Annotated in this window: 16 protein-coding genes and 1 pseudogene; 7 read left to right on the top strand and 10 right to left on the bottom strand. The window is 68.2% G+C overall.

Features of this window, described 5'->3' with window-relative positions:
* Positions 1–23: 23 nt before the first annotated feature.
* From AC07AG_RS04870 to AC07AG_RS04860, 3 genes are all read right to left on the bottom strand, one after another.
* Positions 24–707: a hypothetical protein gene (locus AC07AG_RS04870; protein WP_478751853.1), complete on the bottom strand. Its 684-nt coding sequence runs from the start codon at positions 705–707 to the stop codon at positions 24–26.
* 903 nt (positions 708–1,610) lie between these two features.
* Positions 1,611–2,312 (bottom strand): ANTAR domain-containing protein, encoded by a 702-nt coding sequence (locus tag AC07AG_RS04865; protein WP_478751851.1) that lies wholly within the window; start codon positions 2,310–2,312, stop codon positions 1,611–1,613.
* A 31-nt stretch (positions 2,313–2,343) separates the two neighbouring features.
* Positions 2,344–3,054 carry an ANTAR domain-containing protein gene (locus tag AC07AG_RS04860; RefSeq protein ID WP_478751849.1) on the bottom strand — a complete coding sequence of 237 codons (711 nt, stop codon included), beginning with the start codon at positions 3,052–3,054 and terminating at the stop codon, positions 2,344–2,346.
* A gap of 713 nt (positions 3,055–3,767) precedes the next feature.
* On the opposite strand from AC07AG_RS04860, the gene AC07AG_RS04855 reads away from it, so the two are divergent.
* Positions 3,768–4,076: a transposase family protein gene (locus tag AC07AG_RS04855; protein ID WP_478751847.1), complete on the top strand. Its 309-nt coding sequence runs from the start codon at positions 3,768–3,770 to the stop codon at positions 4,074–4,076.
* Between the two features lie 15 nt (positions 4,077–4,091).
* On the opposite strand, the gene AC07AG_RS04850 is transcribed toward AC07AG_RS04855, so the two are convergent.
* Positions 4,092–4,814, bottom strand: coding sequence for a DUF4386 domain-containing protein (locus AC07AG_RS04850; protein ID WP_478751845.1), 723 nt, complete (start codon positions 4,812–4,814; stop codon positions 4,092–4,094).
* Positions 4,811–5,446 (bottom strand): DUF4386 domain-containing protein, encoded by a 636-nt coding sequence (locus AC07AG_RS04845; RefSeq protein ID WP_478751843.1) that lies wholly within the window; start codon positions 5,444–5,446, stop codon positions 4,811–4,813. The genes AC07AG_RS04850 and AC07AG_RS04845 overlap by 4 nt, the downstream gene beginning before the upstream one ends.
* 1,104 nt (positions 5,447–6,550) lie before the next feature.
* Between AC07AG_RS04845 and AC07AG_RS04840 the strand changes: the two genes are divergently transcribed.
* Positions 6,551–7,425 (top strand): IS5 family transposase gene (locus tag AC07AG_RS04840; RefSeq protein ID WP_478751841.1). Its coding sequence is split into 2 segments (ribosomal slippage): positions 6,551–6,746 and positions 6,746–7,425, totalling 876 coding nucleotides; the frame shifts between segments, so codons are not numbered across the junction.
* 40 nt (positions 7,426–7,465) lie between these two features.
* On the opposite strand, the gene AC07AG_RS04835 is transcribed toward AC07AG_RS04840, so the two are convergent.
* A complete protein-coding gene (locus AC07AG_RS04835; RefSeq protein WP_478751839.1) occupies positions 7,466–7,849 on the bottom strand; it encodes a VOC family protein in 384 nt (127 codons plus the stop codon).
* Between the two features lie 143 nt (positions 7,850–7,992).
* Between AC07AG_RS04835 and AC07AG_RS04830 the strand changes: the two are divergent.
* Positions 7,993–8,763: pseudogene (locus tag AC07AG_RS04830) on the top strand (transposase family protein).
* A 447-nt stretch (positions 8,764–9,210) separates the two neighbouring features.
* Positions 9,211–10,173, top strand: a complete 963-nt coding sequence (locus AC07AG_RS04825; RefSeq protein WP_478751837.1) for an IS5 family transposase — start codon at positions 9,211–9,213, stop codon at positions 10,171–10,173.
* Here the strand turns inward: AC07AG_RS04825 and AC07AG_RS04820 are convergent.
* Positions 10,125–10,901 carry an SDR family NAD(P)-dependent oxidoreductase gene (locus AC07AG_RS04820; RefSeq protein WP_478751835.1) on the bottom strand — a complete coding sequence of 259 codons (777 nt, stop codon included), beginning with the start codon at positions 10,899–10,901 and terminating at the stop codon, positions 10,125–10,127. The two genes, AC07AG_RS04825 and AC07AG_RS04820, sit on opposite strands and share 49 nt — an antisense overlap.
* Positions 10,898–11,215, bottom strand: a complete 318-nt coding sequence (locus AC07AG_RS04815) for a hypothetical protein (protein ID WP_478751833.1) — start codon at positions 11,213–11,215, stop codon at positions 10,898–10,900. The genes AC07AG_RS04820 and AC07AG_RS04815 overlap by 4 nt, the downstream gene beginning before the upstream one ends.
* Before the next feature lie 70 nt (positions 11,216–11,285).
* On the opposite strand from AC07AG_RS04815, the gene AC07AG_RS04810 reads away from it, so the two are divergent.
* Positions 11,286–12,143 (top strand): LysR family transcriptional regulator, encoded by an 858-nt coding sequence (locus AC07AG_RS04810; protein WP_478751831.1) that lies wholly within the window; start codon positions 11,286–11,288, stop codon positions 12,141–12,143.
* Positions 12,144–12,366: 223 nt separating this feature from the next.
* On the opposite strand, the gene AC07AG_RS04805 is transcribed toward AC07AG_RS04810, so the two are convergent.
* Both AC07AG_RS04805 and AC07AG_RS04800 read right to left on the bottom strand, forming a co-directional pair.
* Positions 12,367–12,780 carry a hypothetical protein gene (locus tag AC07AG_RS04805; protein ID WP_478751829.1) on the bottom strand — a complete coding sequence of 138 codons (414 nt, stop codon included), beginning with the start codon at positions 12,778–12,780 and terminating at the stop codon, positions 12,367–12,369.
* A 171-nt stretch (positions 12,781–12,951) separates the two neighbouring features.
* On the bottom strand, positions 12,952–13,833 hold the full coding sequence (locus tag AC07AG_RS04800; RefSeq protein ID WP_478751827.1) for an SDR family oxidoreductase: 882 nt from the start codon (positions 13,831–13,833) through the stop codon (positions 12,952–12,954).
* Between the two features lie 85 nt (positions 13,834–13,918).
* Here AC07AG_RS04800 and AC07AG_RS04795 point away from each other — a divergent pair, with 85 nt between their 5' ends.
* Together AC07AG_RS04795 and uvrA are read left to right on the top strand one after the other, a co-directional pair.
* Positions 13,919–14,500, top strand: coding sequence for a TetR/AcrR family transcriptional regulator (locus tag AC07AG_RS04795; RefSeq protein WP_478751825.1), 582 nt, complete (start codon positions 13,919–13,921; stop codon positions 14,498–14,500).
* 525 nt (positions 14,501–15,025) lie between these two features.
* On the top strand, positions 15,026–17,494 hold the full coding sequence (gene uvrA / locus AC07AG_RS04790) for an excinuclease ABC subunit UvrA (protein WP_478751823.1): 2,469 nt from the start codon (positions 15,026–15,028) through the stop codon (positions 17,492–17,494).
* The last annotated feature ends 430 nt before the right edge of the window (positions 17,495–17,924 follow it).

Here is a 17,924-nt window from a genome sequence, read left to right as displayed (position 1 = left end):
CGGGGCATCGCGCGTTCGGCGGATCAGTAGCGGTGGCCGGGCCAGTGCGGGTCCTCCCAGCGGTCAAGTCCGGTGACCCCGAGCAGCCGTATCCGGTGAAGCAGTTCTTCGGATACGCCGATGGCACGCAACCGGGTCGGAGCATGGCGGACCAGCCAGACAGTCAGCTCGGCGCGCATCTTTTCCCCGTTCTCCCAAGCGTCCCAGGGCAGTTGGTCACCGAGCAGGTCGTACTCCCACTGTGTCGCCGCTTCGGCCAGGTGCTGGTCGGCCGCGGCTCCGGTCAGTGCTTCCCAGGTGTGGAGCCACGGGCTCAGCACGCCCGATGCCTCGGCGCACAGTATGAGGACCTCGTGCGCGGGTACGACAGGATCCGGATCGGTGAGCGTGTGCGCCCACCAGGCGTGCAGGAATTCCTCGACTGCTGCGGCCTGCTCGGCAGGCCACTGCTGCCAGTGGCCGAGTGCGAACGCGCGTCCAACCGTTTCCATGCCGAAGAGGGGCTCCACGAGGCCGCTGACGAGGGCCATGGCGAACTGGGGCAGAATCCTGCGGAGGACGGATGCGTGATCGCTCCAATCGATGGCCTCCCATGTGCGTCGCAGGAGGTCGGGGTCCAGCTCCGTGTCAGCCACCTTGAGCTGGGCAAGATCTTCCGCGCTGCCCCAGTGGCAGTCGCAGTTGTGCTCGTCGGGGTGGGCGGTCATCCCCCGGAAGGTGACTGTCAGGCCATCCATTGCGGCGTCGAGGCGTAGTCGGGCGCGGGATCGGTCGAGGTTCATCATGGACGTTCGCCTTCGAGGACTCCGGGAGGTAGCACCGCCCGAAGATCGCTAACTTACCGGGGCGAGCCGCGGCTCGCCATCAACATGACAGCATCCCGACTACTGCAGCCGCTCGCTCACCCGAGGATGGGGTCACGGACTGTGAAGGATGCGTCTGCGAAGGAGGTCGAGGTTGGCGCGTTCGAAGCCCATGCGTTTGAGGAGCTTCGCCCGGCAGACGTGACCCTCAACCTGGCCAGAACTCCAGGTAGTTGAGAGTCCGGTGGTGACCGCGTCGAAGTCGCGCTTGAGGCCCATCTGCAGGGGCACGGCACCTCCGGGCCGATCACTGGCATTCGCGCCACACCTTGGCCAAAGGCGGTCAGCGCCTCCTCCGCCCAGGGCCATCCCGACAGAAGACCCACACCCATCTACGAAACGACCTCCCGTGGTCTCGGCAACGCAGCGTCACGCCTCCACACAACCAGAGCCAGAGCCTCTGTTCTGACGTCAATCGGGGACTTGCTGCTGGACTGTGAAGTGTGACGCTGCAGCTGGGGTCTCATGGGTAAGCCGCAGTCGAAGGTCGAGCTGGCCGTGGTGATGCGCCAGGATCACCGGTTGGGGATGTCGCTGCGGGCGTTGCAGTGGTCCCATAACGTGACGTGGCGGACGGTGCGGCGGGTCCTGGACGGAAAGTGGCCGGAGCCGCACCGTACGGACAGCGATCTCCCGGGCCCTCACTCGACAGCCCCCAAACCACGCCGATGCTGTGGGTGCCGCGAGTTTGCCGGGTGTGCGGTGTCCGCCTGATGTCGGTGTGTGGCTTTGTGCCGCGGCAGTTGTCTAGGGGACATCGTTGTGGAGGTGGATGCGGCGGTCGAGGACATCGCGGGCGCAGGTGAGCAGGGTGAGGTTGTGGGTGTAGGCGTGGGCGCGGAGTCGTACGAGGGCCCTGGCGGGGGTGATGTCGAGTTGGTGGGCGAGGGCCCCGGCGGCTTGGTGGACTTCGGCGAAGTAGAGGTGTCCGCCGTCGGGGTCCAGCAGGGTGTGGGTGGCGTCGGGGCGGGCGGCGAGGTTGATGAGGAGTGCGGCCACGGCGTGGGCCAGGGCCAACGCATCGGCGAGGTGTGCTGCGGTCAGCGGGCCGCGGGTGGTCCGGTAGCCGGTGAGGACACCCAGGGCGGTCGTTCCGATCTTGAGGGGGAACGCGAAGAGTGCGGCCACGCCCAGACTCGACAGGCCGACGGGCAGGTCCGGCCAGTGCCCCGTGGGCAGGGCTGCGACGTCCGGCACCAGGATCATCTGGGTGTCCTGGGATGCCTGGACGGTAGGGCCCTGGCCGTGAATGCGTTGGAGGTCTTCCGCGGCGACGGCCAGGAGGCCGGCGTACTGCAGGAGCTCGGCGTCCTGGGCGGTGCCCAGTGTGAACGCGAGCCCGTCCAGGCCCAGCAGCCGGATACAGGACGACAAGGGCAGTAGGGGCATCCCCGCCCCCCGGTAGGTGTGCAGGGCGCGCAGGTGCAAGGACATCGGGCGGTCCGTCACCGCTACCAGCTTCTTCCCATCACCCAACGGCTCAGCTGCTGGTGGTGCCCCGCGGGGTCAGCAACGAGGGATCGATGGTGCCGTCCAGGACCTGGCGGGCCACCGCGGTGAGCGGGGCCTGCCGTGCGCGAGCGTGGGCGCGCATCAGGTGGAATGCCTCCTCGATGCCGATCTGGCGGGCGTGGGAGAGCGTGCCCTTGGCCTGCTCGATGAGGACCCTGCTGTCCAGGGCCTGTTCCAGTTGAGCGATGACGGCCATGCTCTCGTGCGCCTTCCGCTGCTGGAGGATGCCGATGGTCGCGGTGTCCGCGAGGGCCTGCCCCAGCCGGAGCCCGGCCGGCGACAGAGGCTGCACCTGGTTACGGAACAGATTCAAGGCGCCGATCACCTGGCCTCGCAGCCGCAGCGGCGCAGCCACCACCGAGGTGAAACCCGCCTGCTGTGCCCGGGGGGCGAAACGCGGCCACAGGCTGAGCGCGGCGGGCACGTTCAAGCGAGTCTCCGCCGCCGCGTCCCCGGTGCGGCAGCAGTCGTGGCAGGGCCCCTCGTCCCACTCCACCCCGGCCAGCTCCAGATCCCGCGTCGCCGCGTCCGACGCGGCTACCTCCAGCACCGGTCCCTGCGGCAGAGCGAGCACCACCCCAGCCGCTGCCACCTCCAGCAACTGCACACAGTGCTCCGTCAACTGGTGCAGCAGAGCGATCACATCGAAGTCCTGGACCAACGTGTCGGCCAAATTCACGAACGCGGCGGCCAGTTGCTCCTCGTACGAAGTTTCGGCATGGCGCTCTCAGCGCCCCTCTCCCACTCTGCGACCGGAACGAACAACGAGCGAGAGCCTGCCCGGGGTCTTCCGACCCCGAGGGCACGCCGTAGCCGTCCGGTAGAGGACCAGCCACAGGGGACCGGAGGTATTCCGCTGGCGGGATGTCACCTTCCAGAGGCCACTGCCTCCGGACACCAGGTCAATGCACGAACCTGCTGGAGGGGGGCACGGATTCTCTTCCACCGTACTCCCCTCCACCGCCGTAAAGTGGGCTTCTGTGCGGCCAGTTGCCGAAAGGTTCCGATCCGGAAGCAGTCGGGCGCGGTGCCAGAACACAGGAATATCCATGCATTCCCGTACTACGGCCAGCAACGCGATCCCGCATCCTGCCAGCAGGGCGTGATCGAACAACCCTGCGCACCCAGCTGGTTGCAGCATGCGTCAGCGGCGCAGAACCTACTGACCTATTCGAAGTGTTGTCGCAGTGGGTGACGAGTGGTGATGCCTGCGGCAGGCCGGTGGTATGCGCTAATCGCGCATCAGCCTGCCCACCAGGGCCGGTACCGTCTCGGCCCCGGAGCTGAGGCTGTATCCGATGCGCAGCGTGCCCAGTTCACCGTCCGCCGCGCTCCGGGCGGTGTCCCATGCCCGGTCCAGCGCCGCAAGCGCGGGCGGCGCGCACTCGGCCAGTGGCCGGTCGCCAGGGCCGTCACCGCCGTCGCCCCGAGACCCTCCTGGGCGACAAGGCGTACGACTCCCGGCCTGTCCACCGCGAACTGCGCAAGCGCCGGATCGTGCCGGTGATCTCCCGCAAAGGCGCCCCGAACATCAAGGGCCTGGGCAAGCTCCGCTACGTCGTCGAGCAGAACTTCGCCCTGCTCCCCCAGTTCATACGCCTAGGCGTCCGATGGGAACGCCGCCTCGAACTCCACGACGCCTTCGTCTCGTTGGCCTGCAGCCTGATCTGCTGGAAACGCCTCAAGAAGGCCCACTCATGATCCTTTTACGAGCTCTCAGGGCGCCGTCTCAGCCTGCATCGGAAGCCGTGAGCCGATGTTCTTGCCTTTCGCCAAGAGCCAGATCATGAGGATGAGTTCGCCTACACCGGTGAACACGGCCGCCTCGGCCGAGTATCCGGAGGAAAGGAAGGCGCCGAGACTGTCCACGAGGTAGCCGAGTCCCGCGAGGGCCAACAGGACGCCCAGCACCCGGGGTACGTAGCCCGACCTGAAGGCGAGCAGCCCCAACAGCAGCAGGTGGACGCCGAAGAAGATGAGCCCGGCGTCCCAGATGTCGTGGAAGGCATCGATGCGCATGACTGCTTCGGCGTCCAGTTGATCGGCGCTGTACGCCCCCAGGGACTCCGCGTGCTTGACCGGAGGCAACGCCCCGACGAGTTGGGCGACGGCGACGAGAAGCACCGCGGCGTAGGCGAGCCTGAACCAGGCCGCGAGCGTCGCGATTCCATCGTGCGCCGGTTGGAAGAAGACCCTCAGTGCCCAGGCCACCACCACATCCAGCACGGCGACCAGGAACAGGGCCACGACGCCGAAGCGGAACAGCGCCTCGGAACCGCGGATGTCCCGGGCGGTTCGTGCCGCGTCGTTCTCGGTGACAAGGTTCTCCAGCACGCCGAAATTGGCGAAGACCGCCAACGGGGCCATGGCCAGGATTCCCGTTCCCGCCACCAGAGCGGCATTGCGCACCGTCAGCGAGGTCCCACCGGGCGGGGTCATCCGCAGGCCCCCTTGGGCATCGGCCGCTCGCCACGATCGCCCGCTCCGGGCGCCGGCACGACGAGGAGCAACCCCTTGAAGATCAGCAGCAGCGGAAGCACCGCTTCGAACAGACCACCAGGAACGTAGAACGCCCTCCCGGCACCGGAGTTGATGTCCACGAGCCCCAGCAGGTCACACGCCACTCCCGTCAGCAGAACGGCGTAGCCCACGAGACCGAGTACCGAAAGCCACCGTGCGACCAGCCCGGAACGCAGCAGGAGGTAGGACAGGACCAGACCACCGGCGCCGGAGAACGCGTAGACCAGAAGATGGTAGTCCGTCAACTCGTTCTTGCTCACGAGGAAATAGCACCCGACCGCGATGATCGCAGCGCATTCCGCGCACCTGAGCATCAGATACCCGACCGTGAGGTGCCTTCCGTGCGGCTTCAGCACGGGGAACAGTGCGACACCGATCCCGGCAACCGCAAAAGCTGTATACCCCTCCAGCAGCACACCCGCAAGGAGCCCTCCCTCTCCTGAGTCCGTGCCCGAAAAGTAGTCCTCCAGGAGCGAGCTGCCGACTGAGAAGGTGAGCGTCGACGAGAGGAACAGCAATCCCACCAGCACAGCGGTCTTCCTGTACGGCATGCATCCGCTCCTTCCGTCCCGGCCCGCCGGGGGCCTGGAACCTGAGCCTTGCTGCGCCCAGGCCACGAGTCGGCCGCCGCCGAGCCATCGAGCGACGGCCTCCTGCCCGAGGAGTGTGCTTCTGGGCCCCAACTATCCTCCCTTTGCGGGCATACGCGCCGCCCGCGCGCGAGGAATCACCCCGGGCCCCACAGATGGCACGCCAACGGGGCCGGCCGATGCACGACCCCCAGCCACCTCACCCCGTGGAGTGAGCGTTTTCCAACCTCGACGAGACGTTGACCGCGAAGTGGACGCTCCTGCGGAACGACGAAGCTCCTGGTAGGCGGGTTCTCGACCAAGATCACCGTGTCCGCCAGGAGCTTCCGCCGGTCGACCGGCGACAGACCGGTCGAGGCCCCCCCGCGAGAGAGTCTTCAGGTGCGATGGAGGCCGCTTCGACGGCTCGGGCTCCGGCTCGAAGCGCCCCAAGGCGGCAGGCGAGGGGTAGCGCAGTGGCTCTAAGGCCGGTGACGGGGCAATGCCCCAGCTCGTGGTGCCGGCCGGGACGAGTGAGGAGGTGGCCGTCTATTGCCTGTTCGATGAGGCGGGCGGTCTGCTCTACCTGGGCATGGGGAGGAACCCCATGGTCCGGTGCGCCCCGCACGCGGTCCGCGGCCGGGGACGTCTTGGGCAGAGGCTCCATGGGCGAGCGCTGCACCTCGGCCGCGGTGACGTCGGCACAGTCGACGAGTGCGCTCTCGACGGCACGCATCGTGTCGAGGATCGGGATGCGCGCGGGCGACGGCCGTTCGCCGAGTTGGATCGGGGCGCGCTCCTGGGCGCGGAGGTGCGCGGTCATGTGCCGCTCGCACTCGGCCTGTTCGTCTCCTGGTGGTCGCGGGCGGCGAGGTGGCCGCGGAGCCCGATGCCGAACCCGTTGTGGACGGCAAGTGCGCCGAGGGCGTCGTGGAGGTCTCGCCAGTGGAGGGGGACGGTGCGGAGGTGGTTGGCGGTGGTTGGCGGTGGTGGTCATCGCTGCTCCTGTTGTGTCTGGGGCGGACGGTGATCAGCACCTAGGCCGCGTATCGAAAGTGGATCTTGAGCAGTGGATGATCACGGTTCATGGGTCGGGGAGATCTCACGGACGAGCAGTGGGTGGTGTTGGAACCGTTGTTGCCGAAGGGGACGAAGGTAGGGAGACCGCCCGTCTGGCCTCGGCGGCAGTTGATCGACGGCATACGGTTCCGGGTCCGGACCGGTGTTCCGTGGCGGGACGTGCCCGTCGAGTACGGGCCGTGGGGCCGGATCTACGACTTGTCCGTCGTTGGCAGCGGGACGGCACCTGGCACCAGGTCCTCACCTGCCTCCAGTCCCTGGCCGACGTGAAGGGTGCGATCACGTGGGACCTGAGCGTCGACTCCACGGTGTGCCGCGCCCATCAGCATGCAGCCGGGGCCCGCAAGCAGAGTGACTTGCAGAAGGATCCACCGGGCGGCGTCGTTGACGAGCCTCGCGATCACGGACTGGGACGCTCGCGCGGCGGGTTCACCACCAAGCTGCACCTGGCAGTTGAGCAAGGTCAGAAGCCCATGTCGATCGTGGTTACGGCAGGACAGCGCGGCGACTCTCCGCAGTTCGAACCCGTACTGGCAAAGGTCCGCGTGCCCCGCATCGGGCCGGGCCGACCACGCGTACGCCCCAACCGCGTGCGGGCCGACAAGGCGTACGCCTCCCGTAAGAACCGCGCCTATCTGCGCCATCGCGGAATCCGCTGCACCATCCCGAGCAAGGCCGACCAAGCCCGCAACCGCAAGAAGCTTGGTTCCCGCGGCGGCCGCCCGCCGATTTTTGATCTGGAGGATTACAAGGCCCGCCATGCGGTTGAGTGCGGCATTAATCGCCTCAAAAGGCACCGCGCTGTGGCCACAAGGTACGACAAGCTCGCGGTCCGCTACGAGGCGACCGTCCTCGTAGCGGCCATCAACGAGTGGCTGTGACCAGGGGGCATAAGCAGCCGGCCAAGATAGGGCGTGGGCGTCAGGAACTCATCGCGGCTCGGTCGGTCTCGCTGCGAAGAACGCAGAATTCGTTGCCTTCGGGGTCAGCAAGGACTGCCCATCCAGAGCCATCGGGATTCCTGTGATCGGTGACAAGGGTGGCACCTAGGCCGAGCAGCCGTTCCACCTCCTGCTCACGCGATGTCTCAGGGCGCAAACACAGATGGATCCGGTTCTTGATCTTCTTAGACTCGGGTACCTGGTTGAAGTACAGCACTGGGCCCTCCGCCAGCAGCACCTCGGTCTCCTGGTCGCCCGGTTTGTCCTCCAGATGCTGTGGACGGCCGGTCACTTTGCTCCAGAACCGGGCCAGCTCGTAGGCATCCGCACAGTCAATCGCCACGTTCTGCAATACCGAAACCATGCGCGCGAGCCTTCCTTACTTCCACTCCAGACGCTACCGAGTTGTGCTCAGCCTTCGCGCACACAGCTCAGGCACATGGCAGCACTTTCGATACACGGCCTAAAGGGTGTTGCAGAAGGCTCGGTTCTGGGCAATTCCCGAGTATGGGCGGGGTGTTGCGGGCTGAACCGGTGTGGGTGGAGACGTTCACAGGCTTGCGGATCGACCGGTTCGCGAAGCTGGTGAAGGTGGTGCGGGAGCGAGGTGGGAACGGGCCCGGTGGTGGCCGTCCCTGGTGTCTGCCGCTGGCCGAGCGGGTGCTGCTGGTGGCGGTGTACTACCGCACGAACCTCACGATGCGACAGCTCGCCCCGCTCTTCGGGATCTCCTCGGCCACGGTCTGCCGGGTCATCCAGCGCCTGCGGCCGCTGCTGGCGCTGGAGCCGGCCCCGCGGCCGGTCGCCGACGTGGACCGGTTGTGGATCGTGGACGGAACCTTGATCCCTGTGCGCGACCGCACGGTTGGCGCCTCGTCGAGGAACTACCGGTTCTCGGCGAACGTGCAGGTCATCATCGACGCGGACAGCCGCCTGGTCGTCGCGAGCGCCCGCCCGGCGCCGGGGAACAAGGCCGACGCTCACGTCTGGCGCGAGTCGGATCTGCCGGCTGCGGCAGCCGGAACGACGGTTATCGCGGACGGCGCCTAGCTGGGCACCGGCCTGATCGTCCCGCACCGCAGAAGGGTCGGACGGCCTCTCCTGCGCGGGCAGGAGGAGGACAACGCCGAACACCGCCGGGTCAGGGCACGCGTCGAGCACACCTTCGCCCGCATGAAGACCTGGAAGATCCTCCGCGACTGCCGCCAGAGGGGCGACGGCCTCCACCACGCCGTCCAGGCCGTCGCCACCATGCACAACCTCGCCCTCGCCGCATGAACCAGCAGGCCAGCCGCCCACATCAGGCTGCGTGATCACGGCCTTCTGCAACACCCTTTAGGGGGCGTCCTGGCCTGGGGAGACTGTGAGGGCACCGGGCGCCCCTTACTCATGTGCATTCAAATCGGGGGTAGTTGATGGCCTATGAGTCTTCCGAAACTCGTGAAGTACCTCTTGCTGTTCTTCGTGCTCTATGTGGTCGGTGTGGCCTACTTGCACTATCGGCCACGGAATCCATCAGGTTGGGGAGAGGCTTGCCTGATCTCGCTCGCCGCCACTCCTGTGGTGCTGGCGTGGTGGCGGATTCGAGACTGGATGATGAATCGCGCGCAGGAGGCCGGCGAGGGGATGCGCGAGGGGCGTCGGGCGCGAAAGCGAGCACGAGGACTCTGAGACCGTGTTTGAGATCTGTAGTGCGTAGTGGCCCGGGTGGTCGTTGAGTCTCACGTGAGTGCTGCTGAGGGTGGGTATCCGTCCGACCTGACGGATGAACAGTGGGTGCTTGTGGAGCCGTTGTTGCCGCCCGCGAGGGTGGGCTCGAAAGGCGGTCAGCGGGAGAAGCATCCGCGGCGGCGGATCGTGGACGCGATCTTCTACGTCGTGCGGACCGGGTGCGCTTGGCGGCAGATACCGAAGGACTTCGCGCCATGGCCCACGGTGTACTGGTACTTCACGTGGTGGCACGACGACGGGGCGGTCGAGCGGATCCACGACGCCCTTCGCGACCAGGTCCGCGAGGCCGAGGGCCGTGGCCCCGAACCGAGCGCGGGACTGATCGACTCGCAGTCCGTGCGCACCGCCGACACCGTCGCCGCGGCCACCAGGGGTTTCGATGCAGGCAAGAAGGTCAAAGGCCGCAAGCGGTTCCTCGTGACCGACACGCTCGGCCTCCTCCTGGCCGTCCACGTGGTCGCCGCGAACGTGCAGGACCGCGACGGCGGAAAACGCCCGCTACTGTGGGCCCGCCTCGACCATCCGAGCGTGCGGAAGATCTGGGCCGACCAAGGCATCGCCGGCCGCTTGGTGGACTGGGCCACCCAGATCCTCGACCGCGAGCTGGAAATTGTTCGCAAGGTCCGTAACCAGCGAGGCTTCCAAGTGCAACCGAAGCGGTGGGCAATCGAACGCACGCTAACGGCATCCCAGAGGGCGAGGATCTCGGCGGGTCGCAGAAGGCGAGAACGTCGACGTGGTAGCCGCCAGGTCGAACAGCGGCTCTGTCTTCGGTTCGGCACACGACCTATACGACCGGCTCGACGAACACCCCGTCCAGCAGTCGAAGAAGGCCCCCGGGGATTTCCCGGGGGCCTTCTTCGAATCCGCCGACGTCAGACCAGCGGAACGACCTCGGAGAGCGACCCTCATGCCCGCCGACCGCCGTCGACCGACATGGCGATCCCGGTGACGTAGGACGCGGCGTCCGAACAGAGCCAGACCGCCGCTGCGGCTGCCTCCTCCGGCGTGGCCAGCCGCCCGAGCGGCGTGCCCGCCTCCTGCCGCTCGGCCATGTCGGTGCCGGCCGCCACCTCCTCGAAGCCGGGTGTACGGGTCGGTCCTGGGCACACGGCGTTGACCCGGATGCCGTCCGGCGCGCAGTCGACCGCGGCGACCTTGGTGAGGCCGACGACGCCGTGCTTGGCGGCCACGTAGGCGGGGGCGGTCGGAATCGCGTACAGGCCGCCGTTGGAGGCGATGTTGACAATCGCGCCACCGCCCCGGCCGCGCAGCGCGGGCAGTTCGTGCTTCATGCACAGGAAGGTCCCAGTCAGGTTGACGCGGACCACGCGCTCGAACTCGTCCCGGGTCATCTCGTCGAGCCTGCGGCTGTGCGAGGCCAGTCCGGCGTTGTTCACCGCGAAGTCCAGGCCCCCGAACGCCGCGACCGTGCGCGCGACCGCCGCCTCGACGGCCGGTTCGTCGGCGATGTCGACGGCGAGGGCCAGCGCCTCCACTCCGTACTCCCTGACCGCCTCGGCGGTCCCGGTCGCCGCGCCCGCGTCGATGTCGAGTACGGCCACCGCGGCGCCGCTTCGGGCGAACTGCAACGCCGCCGCGCGCCCGATCCCGCTTCCGGCCCCGGTGACCAGCCCCGCCTTCGGGGAGGCGACCGGCTCCGTCCTGGGTGAGGCGCCGCTCATGCCAGCGCCTCGTGGTTGGCCCAGGCGACCTTGTACGGGTGCCGGGACTGCCAGCGGGCGATCATCTCGTGCAGGCCCGGCGCGGCGAACGCCTTCGCGAGGGCGCCGGTGTCAGCGACGGTCACCTGCACGATCGCGGTCGCGATGAGGGCCGGTATGGCCTCCTCGCCGGGGAGGGGAAGGTGGCGCCGGGCCGCGACCGACTCCACCGACCCGGAGCCGAGAAGGACTTTTTCGATATCCGCAAGATACCGATCGAGTTCGGCATCCGGCAGCGGCTGATCGAAGGAAACGAGCATCGTGTGGTGAATCATGCAGCGATTCTCGACTCCGCGCGGCGCCCACGTCCAAGACCGGTTGGCCATCCGGCGATAACCTGGAGGCATGATTGACCTGGAGACCCGCGAGCTGAGGTACTTCATCGCCGTCGCGGACGAGCTGCACTTCGGCCGGGCCGCCGTCCGTCTCTCGATCGCCCAGCCCGCGCTGTCGAAGGCCATCCGGCGCATCGAGACCCGGCTCGGCGTCCCGCTCTTCCTCCGCTCCAGCCGGAACGTCGAACTCACACCGGCCGGGGTGGCGTTGCGGGAACACGGCCGGCACGCCCTCAACGCGGTCAGCACCGCGGTCCAGCACGCCCGGCACGCCGGTGACACCCAGGCCCGTCTGCGCCTCGTACTCAAACCCGGCGGCGACGCGGGCCTGCTCTCCGATCTCATGGCCGCGTACGCGCACCAGCCCGACGCGCAGCAGGTGGACATCGTGTTCAGCGGTCCGGCCGACCGCGCCGACCATCTCCACGACGGCCGGGCCGACGTCGGCCTGCTCTACGCGCCGTTCGACGACCTCGACGGCCTGGCCCACGAGACGCTGCACACCGAGGACCGCGTGGCCATCGTCCCGGCCGGACACCGACTGGCCGGGCGCGCCTCGGTACGCATGTGCGACCTGGAGGGCGAGACGCTGCCACGCTGGAAGGGAGTGCCCGGCGGCGACGGCACAGGACCCGAGGTCGCCGACGCGGTCCAGCTGCTCCAGATGATCACGGTGGGCCGGATGATCGGGGTGCTGCCCCGCTCCCTGGTCTCGCCGGCCCCGGCTGGTCTGGTCTGCGTCCCGGTGTCCGACGCGCCGCCCAGCCGCGTGGTGCTCGCCTGGGTCGAGCAGGACCGCCGTCCGCTGGTGGCCTCGTTCGTGGCCGCCGCGGTCGCGCGGCGCGGGGATCGGCAACGGCCGACTTAATGCCGCCCCACCGGCGGGCAACTGCGGGTGGGGCGGCTGAAGTGCGCCTCATCGCCGCGGAGGGGGTCCGAACGGATACGCGGCCGGCCCGGGAATGATCCGCCACTGTCAGCAAGAGCCGTAAGAAACGACCTGCTCGACAATGGCGAGTTCACCCAGATCCTGAACCGCCTCGAAGAGGAAACTAACTGACGAGCCCCCCGGCTCATTCCGACATGATCAGTCAGTCGCCGTAACGGATGTACATCTTGTCACTGCACTTGTCGGGCCGGTTGTTGATCTGCTCACAGACCTTGATGTATTCGAGATCGCGCACAACGGCGTACGGGAAGTCACTGCTACAACCCGCAGCCGAGCCGTTCCGGTCGAAGTGTTTGCGGGATTCATTGGTCTCCGTCTTGATGTACATGTACGCCCCATGGCCGTCTGCTTCCTTGTCGCAGACTTCGATCCAGCCGTTGCTCCGGAGTTCACCCGAGTCGGCACCCTGTTTGGAGAAGGCCACCAGCGTGGACGCGTGTGCGGTGCCCGCCGTCGCGCCGAGGAAGAGCGTTGTCGCTGCCGCCCCCATCATGAGCGCTTGAAGCGAGCGTCGGTGCGTGAAGCGCCTGACAAGGCCCTCTCGGACGGTACTCATGCCATCTCCCCCATCACGACGTTCGTCTGCTTCGTGCGCCAGGTACCACCCCTCGCGCCGCGTTGAAACTGAGCATGACTGACGCGAGCATGACCGACCAGGGCATTTGGTTCTGCCTGAAAAGTGCAGGTCACAAGAGGGAAGCGAATGCTCCGAATCCACTCCACCGGTTCAGGAATCGATGTTCTCCAAGTCCGCGAGAAGGCTCGGTCGCGAGGGCTGCCAGCCGAGTATCTCGCGGGTGTGCCGGCTCGAAGCGGGCTGGTCAGTCGCGAAGACCGGTCCGAGCGGGCCGAACGTCTCCTGCGGTACGGATTTGACCGGCAGGTCGAGGCGGCGCCCGATCACCGCGGCGATGTCACGTACGGCGTCGCCTTCGTCCGCGACGGCGTGCCACGCGCTCCCGGCGGGAGCGTTCTCGAGTGCGAGCCTGAACAGGACGGCGGCGTCGAGCGCGTGCACGGCCGGCCAGCGCTGCGTGCCGTCTCCGGGGTAGCCGACGACGCCGGTGCGGCGGGCGATATCTGTGAGCAGGCCCGCGAACCCGCCCTCGCCCTGGTTGTGGACGGTGCGCGGCAGCCGAATTGCCGAGCTGCGCACCCCTTGGGCGGCGAGGTCGAGGGTGCGCATCACTGACTGGCTGCGTCCGCCTACGGGCCCGTCCGTCGGCAGCGGGTCCCCCTCGGTCGACGCACGTCCTGACGCCATCGGGGTGCCTGACACCGTGACGAGCGGCCGGTGCGTTCCCACGAGCGCGTCCCCGAGCGCTGCAAGTGCCGCACCCTCCTCGGCGATGGACCGTGTCAGCGCTTCAGGCGAACTGAAGTCGTTGCTGAAGGCCAGATGTATGACGCCATCTGCCCGTTCGGCTCCGGTCCGCAGCACCTCCAGGTCGGTGAGCTCTCCGTGAAGCGCTTCGGCGCCGGCGGCCTCGGCGCGTGCCGCCGAGGTGTCGGAGCGGGCGAGCGCGACGACCGAATGACCCGCGTCGAGCAGTTCGGTGACGACGGCCGAGCCGATCAGGCCCGTGCCACCGGTGATGAAGACACGCATGGCAAGCTCCCACAGGTGATGCGACAGGTGTCCCATCACTGTACGCCCGCGATGGGACACCTGTCGCATCACTTACGATGGACCCATGCCGAGATGGAAGCCGGATGCCCGTCAGCGCTTTGTGGTGGCCGCGCTCCACCTGTTCGCCGAGCAGGGATACGACGCCACGACCGTTGCCCAGATCTCCGAGCGCGCGGGACTCACCCGCAGCACGTTCCATCGCCACTTCACGGACAAGCGGGAGATTCTCACCGCCGGGCAAGAGACCCTCAGCCGCCTCCTCGCGGAGGGCATCGCGGCCGCGCCGGATGACGCGACACCCATGACGGCTGTCGCGGCCGGGCTTGAGCGAGCAGCGGGCGAGATGACCTCGTTCAACCGCGAACTCAGCCCGCTGCTGCACGCGGCGATCGAGGCGAACGAGGAACTGCGCCACCGGGATGCCATGAAGAGCGTCGGCATGGCCGCGGCGATGGTCGACGCCTTGACGAAGCGGGGCGTCGGCGAGATCGCCGCACAACTGGCCGCCGAACTCGGCATTCTCGCCTTCAAGATCGCCTTCACTCGATGGGCCGACCCCACCCGCGACGAAGATCCTGGCGAGCTGACCACTCACACACGCATCGCGTTCAATGAACTGCGCTCGGCGGCAGCAGAGTTGAACTAGCGCCGGATTCCTCTTTCGCTGGGTTACGTCCTGGTGGCGAGGTAGTTGACTGCGCTCGGGGCGGCCGCGTACCGGCCCCCCGCCACCGACCGCGGGCGTCTCGGCCAAGGGGGGCGAGTGGCTGAGCGGGCCGCCCGCGCCGAGGTCCCGCCGTATCACCACCCCGTATAACCACGCCGATGAGCGTCGGATTCTTCGGGGCCGGCAGAGGGCAGGGGGCATAAGAAAGCCACGACTGGTTCGGGGGATCCCCAGCCGGGGCCGATCGAGAGTGGGCGCGAAGGGCGGTCGCCTCGCGGCGGGGGCTCCATGAGGCTTCAGCCGAACGATCGTCCTCATGGGCAAAGGGTTAGGCCCGGGGTCACAGTTCCCTTCACGCCCACACACGGATCAACCGTGAAGCACTCTCGAATGTTCCCTTGGAGCGGCTCATACCGGCATACCGGGATTCTCGGGATGCCCCTTGCGCGGGGCCAGGTGGGCGCCTGTCGCGCGGTTCCCGGCGCGATCAGGTAATCAGGAACGGTGAACAAGGACACGAGCGACTCCTTCGTGCATGTCCGGGGCGCCAGTGAGAACAACCTGCGGAACATCGATGTCGACGTTCCGCGGGACGCGATGGTCGCCTTCACCGGCGTCTCCGGTTCGGGCAAGACATCGCTCGCGTTCGGCACGCTCTACGCGGAGGCCCAGCGGCGCTACTTCGAGTCCGTGGCACCGTACGTCCGAAGGCTGTTGCAGCAGGTCGGAGCGCCGCATGTGCAGGAGATCACCGGATTGCCACCCGCTGTGGCGCTGCAGCAGCGACGCGGGGCGCCCAGTTCGCGCTCGACGGTCGGCACCATCACCACGCTGTCCAATCTGCTGCGCATGCTGTACTCCCGCGCCGGCACCTATCCGCCCCGGGCCGCACGGCTGGAAGCCGAGTCCTTCTCACCCAACACCGCAGCCGGCGCCTGCCCGGAGTGCCACGGACTGGGTGTCGTGCACGACGTCGCCGAGGACCTGCTCGTCCCGGACCCCTCGCTGAGCATCCGCGAGGGGGCGATCGCCGCCTGGCCGGGCGCCTGGCAGGGTGCCAACCTGCGCAGTGTCGTGAGCGGCCTGGGGATCGACATCGACCGACCGTGGCGCAGGCTCAGGAAGAAGGACCGGGAGTGGCTGCTGTACACGGACGAGCAGCCTTCCGTGTACATCGAGCCGGAGGAGGACCGCGTCGACTACGGCTACCAAGGCAAATTCTGGAGCGCCCGCAAGCACGTCATGCACGTCCTCGCCGACTCCAAGAGCGAGAAGATGCGCGAACGGGCACTCCGGTTCGTCAGGAGCGTGCCCTGCCCCGAGTGTCACGGCAGCGGACTGCGGCCCGATGCGCTCGCCGTGACGTTCGCCGGACGTTCCATCGCCGAGATCAACGCGATGCCGCTCGCCGAGGTCGTGGCGCTGCTGCGGCCCGTCGCGGGCCGGGCCAAGGCCGACGCCACCACGTCGACCGCCCGATCCGGGGAGACGACCGAGGTCGCGGTCCGGATCTGCGGTGATCTGGTCGCGCGGGTCGACGTACTGCTCGACCTGGGCCTCGGATATCTCAGTCTGGGGCGCCGCTCGACGACCCTGTCGCCCGGCGAGGCACAGCGGCTACGGATCGCCACCCAGCTGCGCTCGGGGCTGTTCGGCGTCGTCTACGTCCTCGACGAACCCTCCGCGGGCCTGCACCCGGCTGACGCGGAACCGCTGCTGGACGTGCTGGACCGCCTCAAAGCGGCGGGCAACTCGCTGTTCGTCGTGGAGCACGACATGGACGTCGTACGGCGGGCGGACTGGGTGGTCGACATCGGCCCCGGCGCGGGCGAGGGCGGCGGCCGCGTGCTGTACAGCGGCCCGGTCGCCGGTCTCGAACGGGTCGAGGAGTCAGCCACGAGCCAGCACCTGTTCGGACGCGCCCAGCCACTCGATCACCGCCCGCGCACACCGCACGGCTGGCTGCACCTGCGCGGCGTCTCCCGCCACAATCTGCACGACGTGTCCGTCGACGTACCGCTCTGCGTCCTGACCGCGGTGACAGGCGTGTCCGGCTCCGGAAAGTCGACCCTGGTGACGCAGGTGCTCGCCGAGGTCGTCCGCGGCCATCTCGGACTCGTCCCCGAGGAGCCCGACGAGGCGCAGCTGGAGATCGACGTCCAGGATGCGTCGGGGGTCGAGTCGTTCGACCGGCTGGTCCGGGTCGACCAACGGCCCATCGGCCGAACTCCCCGGTCCAACCTGGCCACGTACACGGGGATGTTCGACGCGGTGCGCAAGCTGTACGCGGCGACGGACGAGGCCCGGGCACGCGGCTACTCGGCCGGGCGGTTCTCCTTCAACGTGCCCCAAGGGCGGTGCGAGACCTGCCAGGGCGAAGGATTCGTCGCGGTGGAACTGCTGTTCCTGCCCGGCACCTACGCGGCGTGTCCGACCTGCCAGGGCGCCCGGTACAACGCCGAAACCCTGGAAATCACCTACCGCGGCAAGAACATCGCGGAAGTGCTGGCGCTGTCCGTCGACGCCGCCGCCAAGTTCCTGTCCGCCGTCCCGGCCGCCTCCCGCAGTCTGGAGACGTTGCGCGAAGTGGGACTGGGGTACCTGCGGCTGGGCCAGCCCGCGACGGAACTCAGCGGTGGTGAGGCGCAACGCATCAAGCTGGCCACCGAACTGCAGCGGGCTCGCCGCGGACACGCGCTCTACCTGCTCGACGAGCCGACGGCAGGGCTGCACCCATCAGATATCGAGCTCCTGCTGCGACAGCTGCACCGGCTGGTCGACGCCGGCAACACGGTCGTCCTCGTCGAGCACGACCTGGCAACGATCGCCACCGCCGACTGGGTCATCGACCTCGGTCCTGGCGGCGGCGACTCGGGCGGGCGGGTGGTCGCGGCGGGCACTCCGACCAAGGTGTCAAGGTCCCGCCGCAGCGCCACCGCGCCCTATCTCGCGGCCCGGCTCGCGCGCCCCTGACGACGGCGCGAGAGCCTGAGCACCGGTCAGCCGGGGCGGAACGCAGGAGGCTGCACGCAGGAGGCGGAACGCAGGGGCGCGCGCGTCGCCATGCTGCGTTCCAGCTCGTGGCGCCGGATCTCACGGTTTGCCAGGGCGGTCAGCAGACCCAGTACGCCAGGGAGTGCGCCGAGCATGCACGCTACGTTCGCCGACCGAGCCGCACCGTCTGTCCTGTACGACAGCAAAGGCGACAGCCCCACCTTCCCCGGGAGTACGCAGGCAGGATCACCTCACAGTGCCCGCACGGAAGCGGAGCAGTTCGCGGCCGAGCAGAGCCGATGGAGGCGAGCGCCAACTCGCCCCGCCGCGCCAGAGTGGAGATGAGCCGAGCCGTCGGAGGGGCGGCTCGCGCCACAACACGATCGTCTGCTGCGCGAGTCGAGGCGGC

This window comes from Streptomyces sp. NPDC044044, assembly GCF_056434405.1.
The sequence above is the reverse complement of the archived record's forward strand: the minus strand, read 5'-3'. Positions and strand labels throughout refer to the sequence as shown.

Bases quoted from the DNA above. Each gene is read 5' to 3' on its own strand.
- AC07AG_RS04850 (WP_478751845.1), bottom strand. From the start codon at position 4,814: ATGACCCCGCCCGGTGGGACCTCGCTGACGGTGCGCAATGCCGCTCTG.
- AC07AG_RS04815 (WP_478751833.1), bottom strand. From the start codon at position 11,215: ATGATTCACCACACGATGCTCGTTTCCTTCGATCAGCCGCTGCCGGAT.
- AC07AG_RS04795 (WP_478751825.1), top strand. From the start codon at position 13,919: ATGCCGAGATGGAAGCCGGATGCCCGTCAGCGCTTTGTGGTGGCCGCG.
- AC07AG_RS04800 (WP_478751827.1), bottom strand. From the start codon at position 13,833: ATGCGTGTCTTCATCACCGGTGGCACGGGCCTGATCGGCTCGGCCGTC.
- AC07AG_RS04845 (WP_478751843.1), bottom strand. From the start codon at position 5,446: ATGCCGTACAGGAAGACCGCTGTGCTGGTGGGATTGCTGTTCCTCTCG.
- AC07AG_RS04810 (WP_478751831.1), top strand. From the start codon at position 11,286: ATGATTGACCTGGAGACCCGCGAGCTGAGGTACTTCATCGCCGTCGCG.
- AC07AG_RS04805 (WP_478751829.1), bottom strand. From the start codon at position 12,780: ATGAGTACCGTCCGAGAGGGCCTTGTCAGGCGCTTCACGCACCGACGC.
- AC07AG_RS04835 (WP_478751839.1), bottom strand. From the start codon at position 7,849: ATGGTTTCGGTATTGCAGAACGTGGCGATTGACTGTGCGGATGCCTAC.
- AC07AG_RS04820 (WP_478751835.1), bottom strand. From the start codon at position 10,901: ATGAGCGGCGCCTCACCCAGGACGGAGCCGGTCGCCTCCCCGAAGGCG.
- AC07AG_RS04870 (WP_478751853.1), bottom strand. From the start codon at position 707: ATGACCGCCCACCCCGACGAGCACAACTGCGACTGCCACTGGGGCAGC.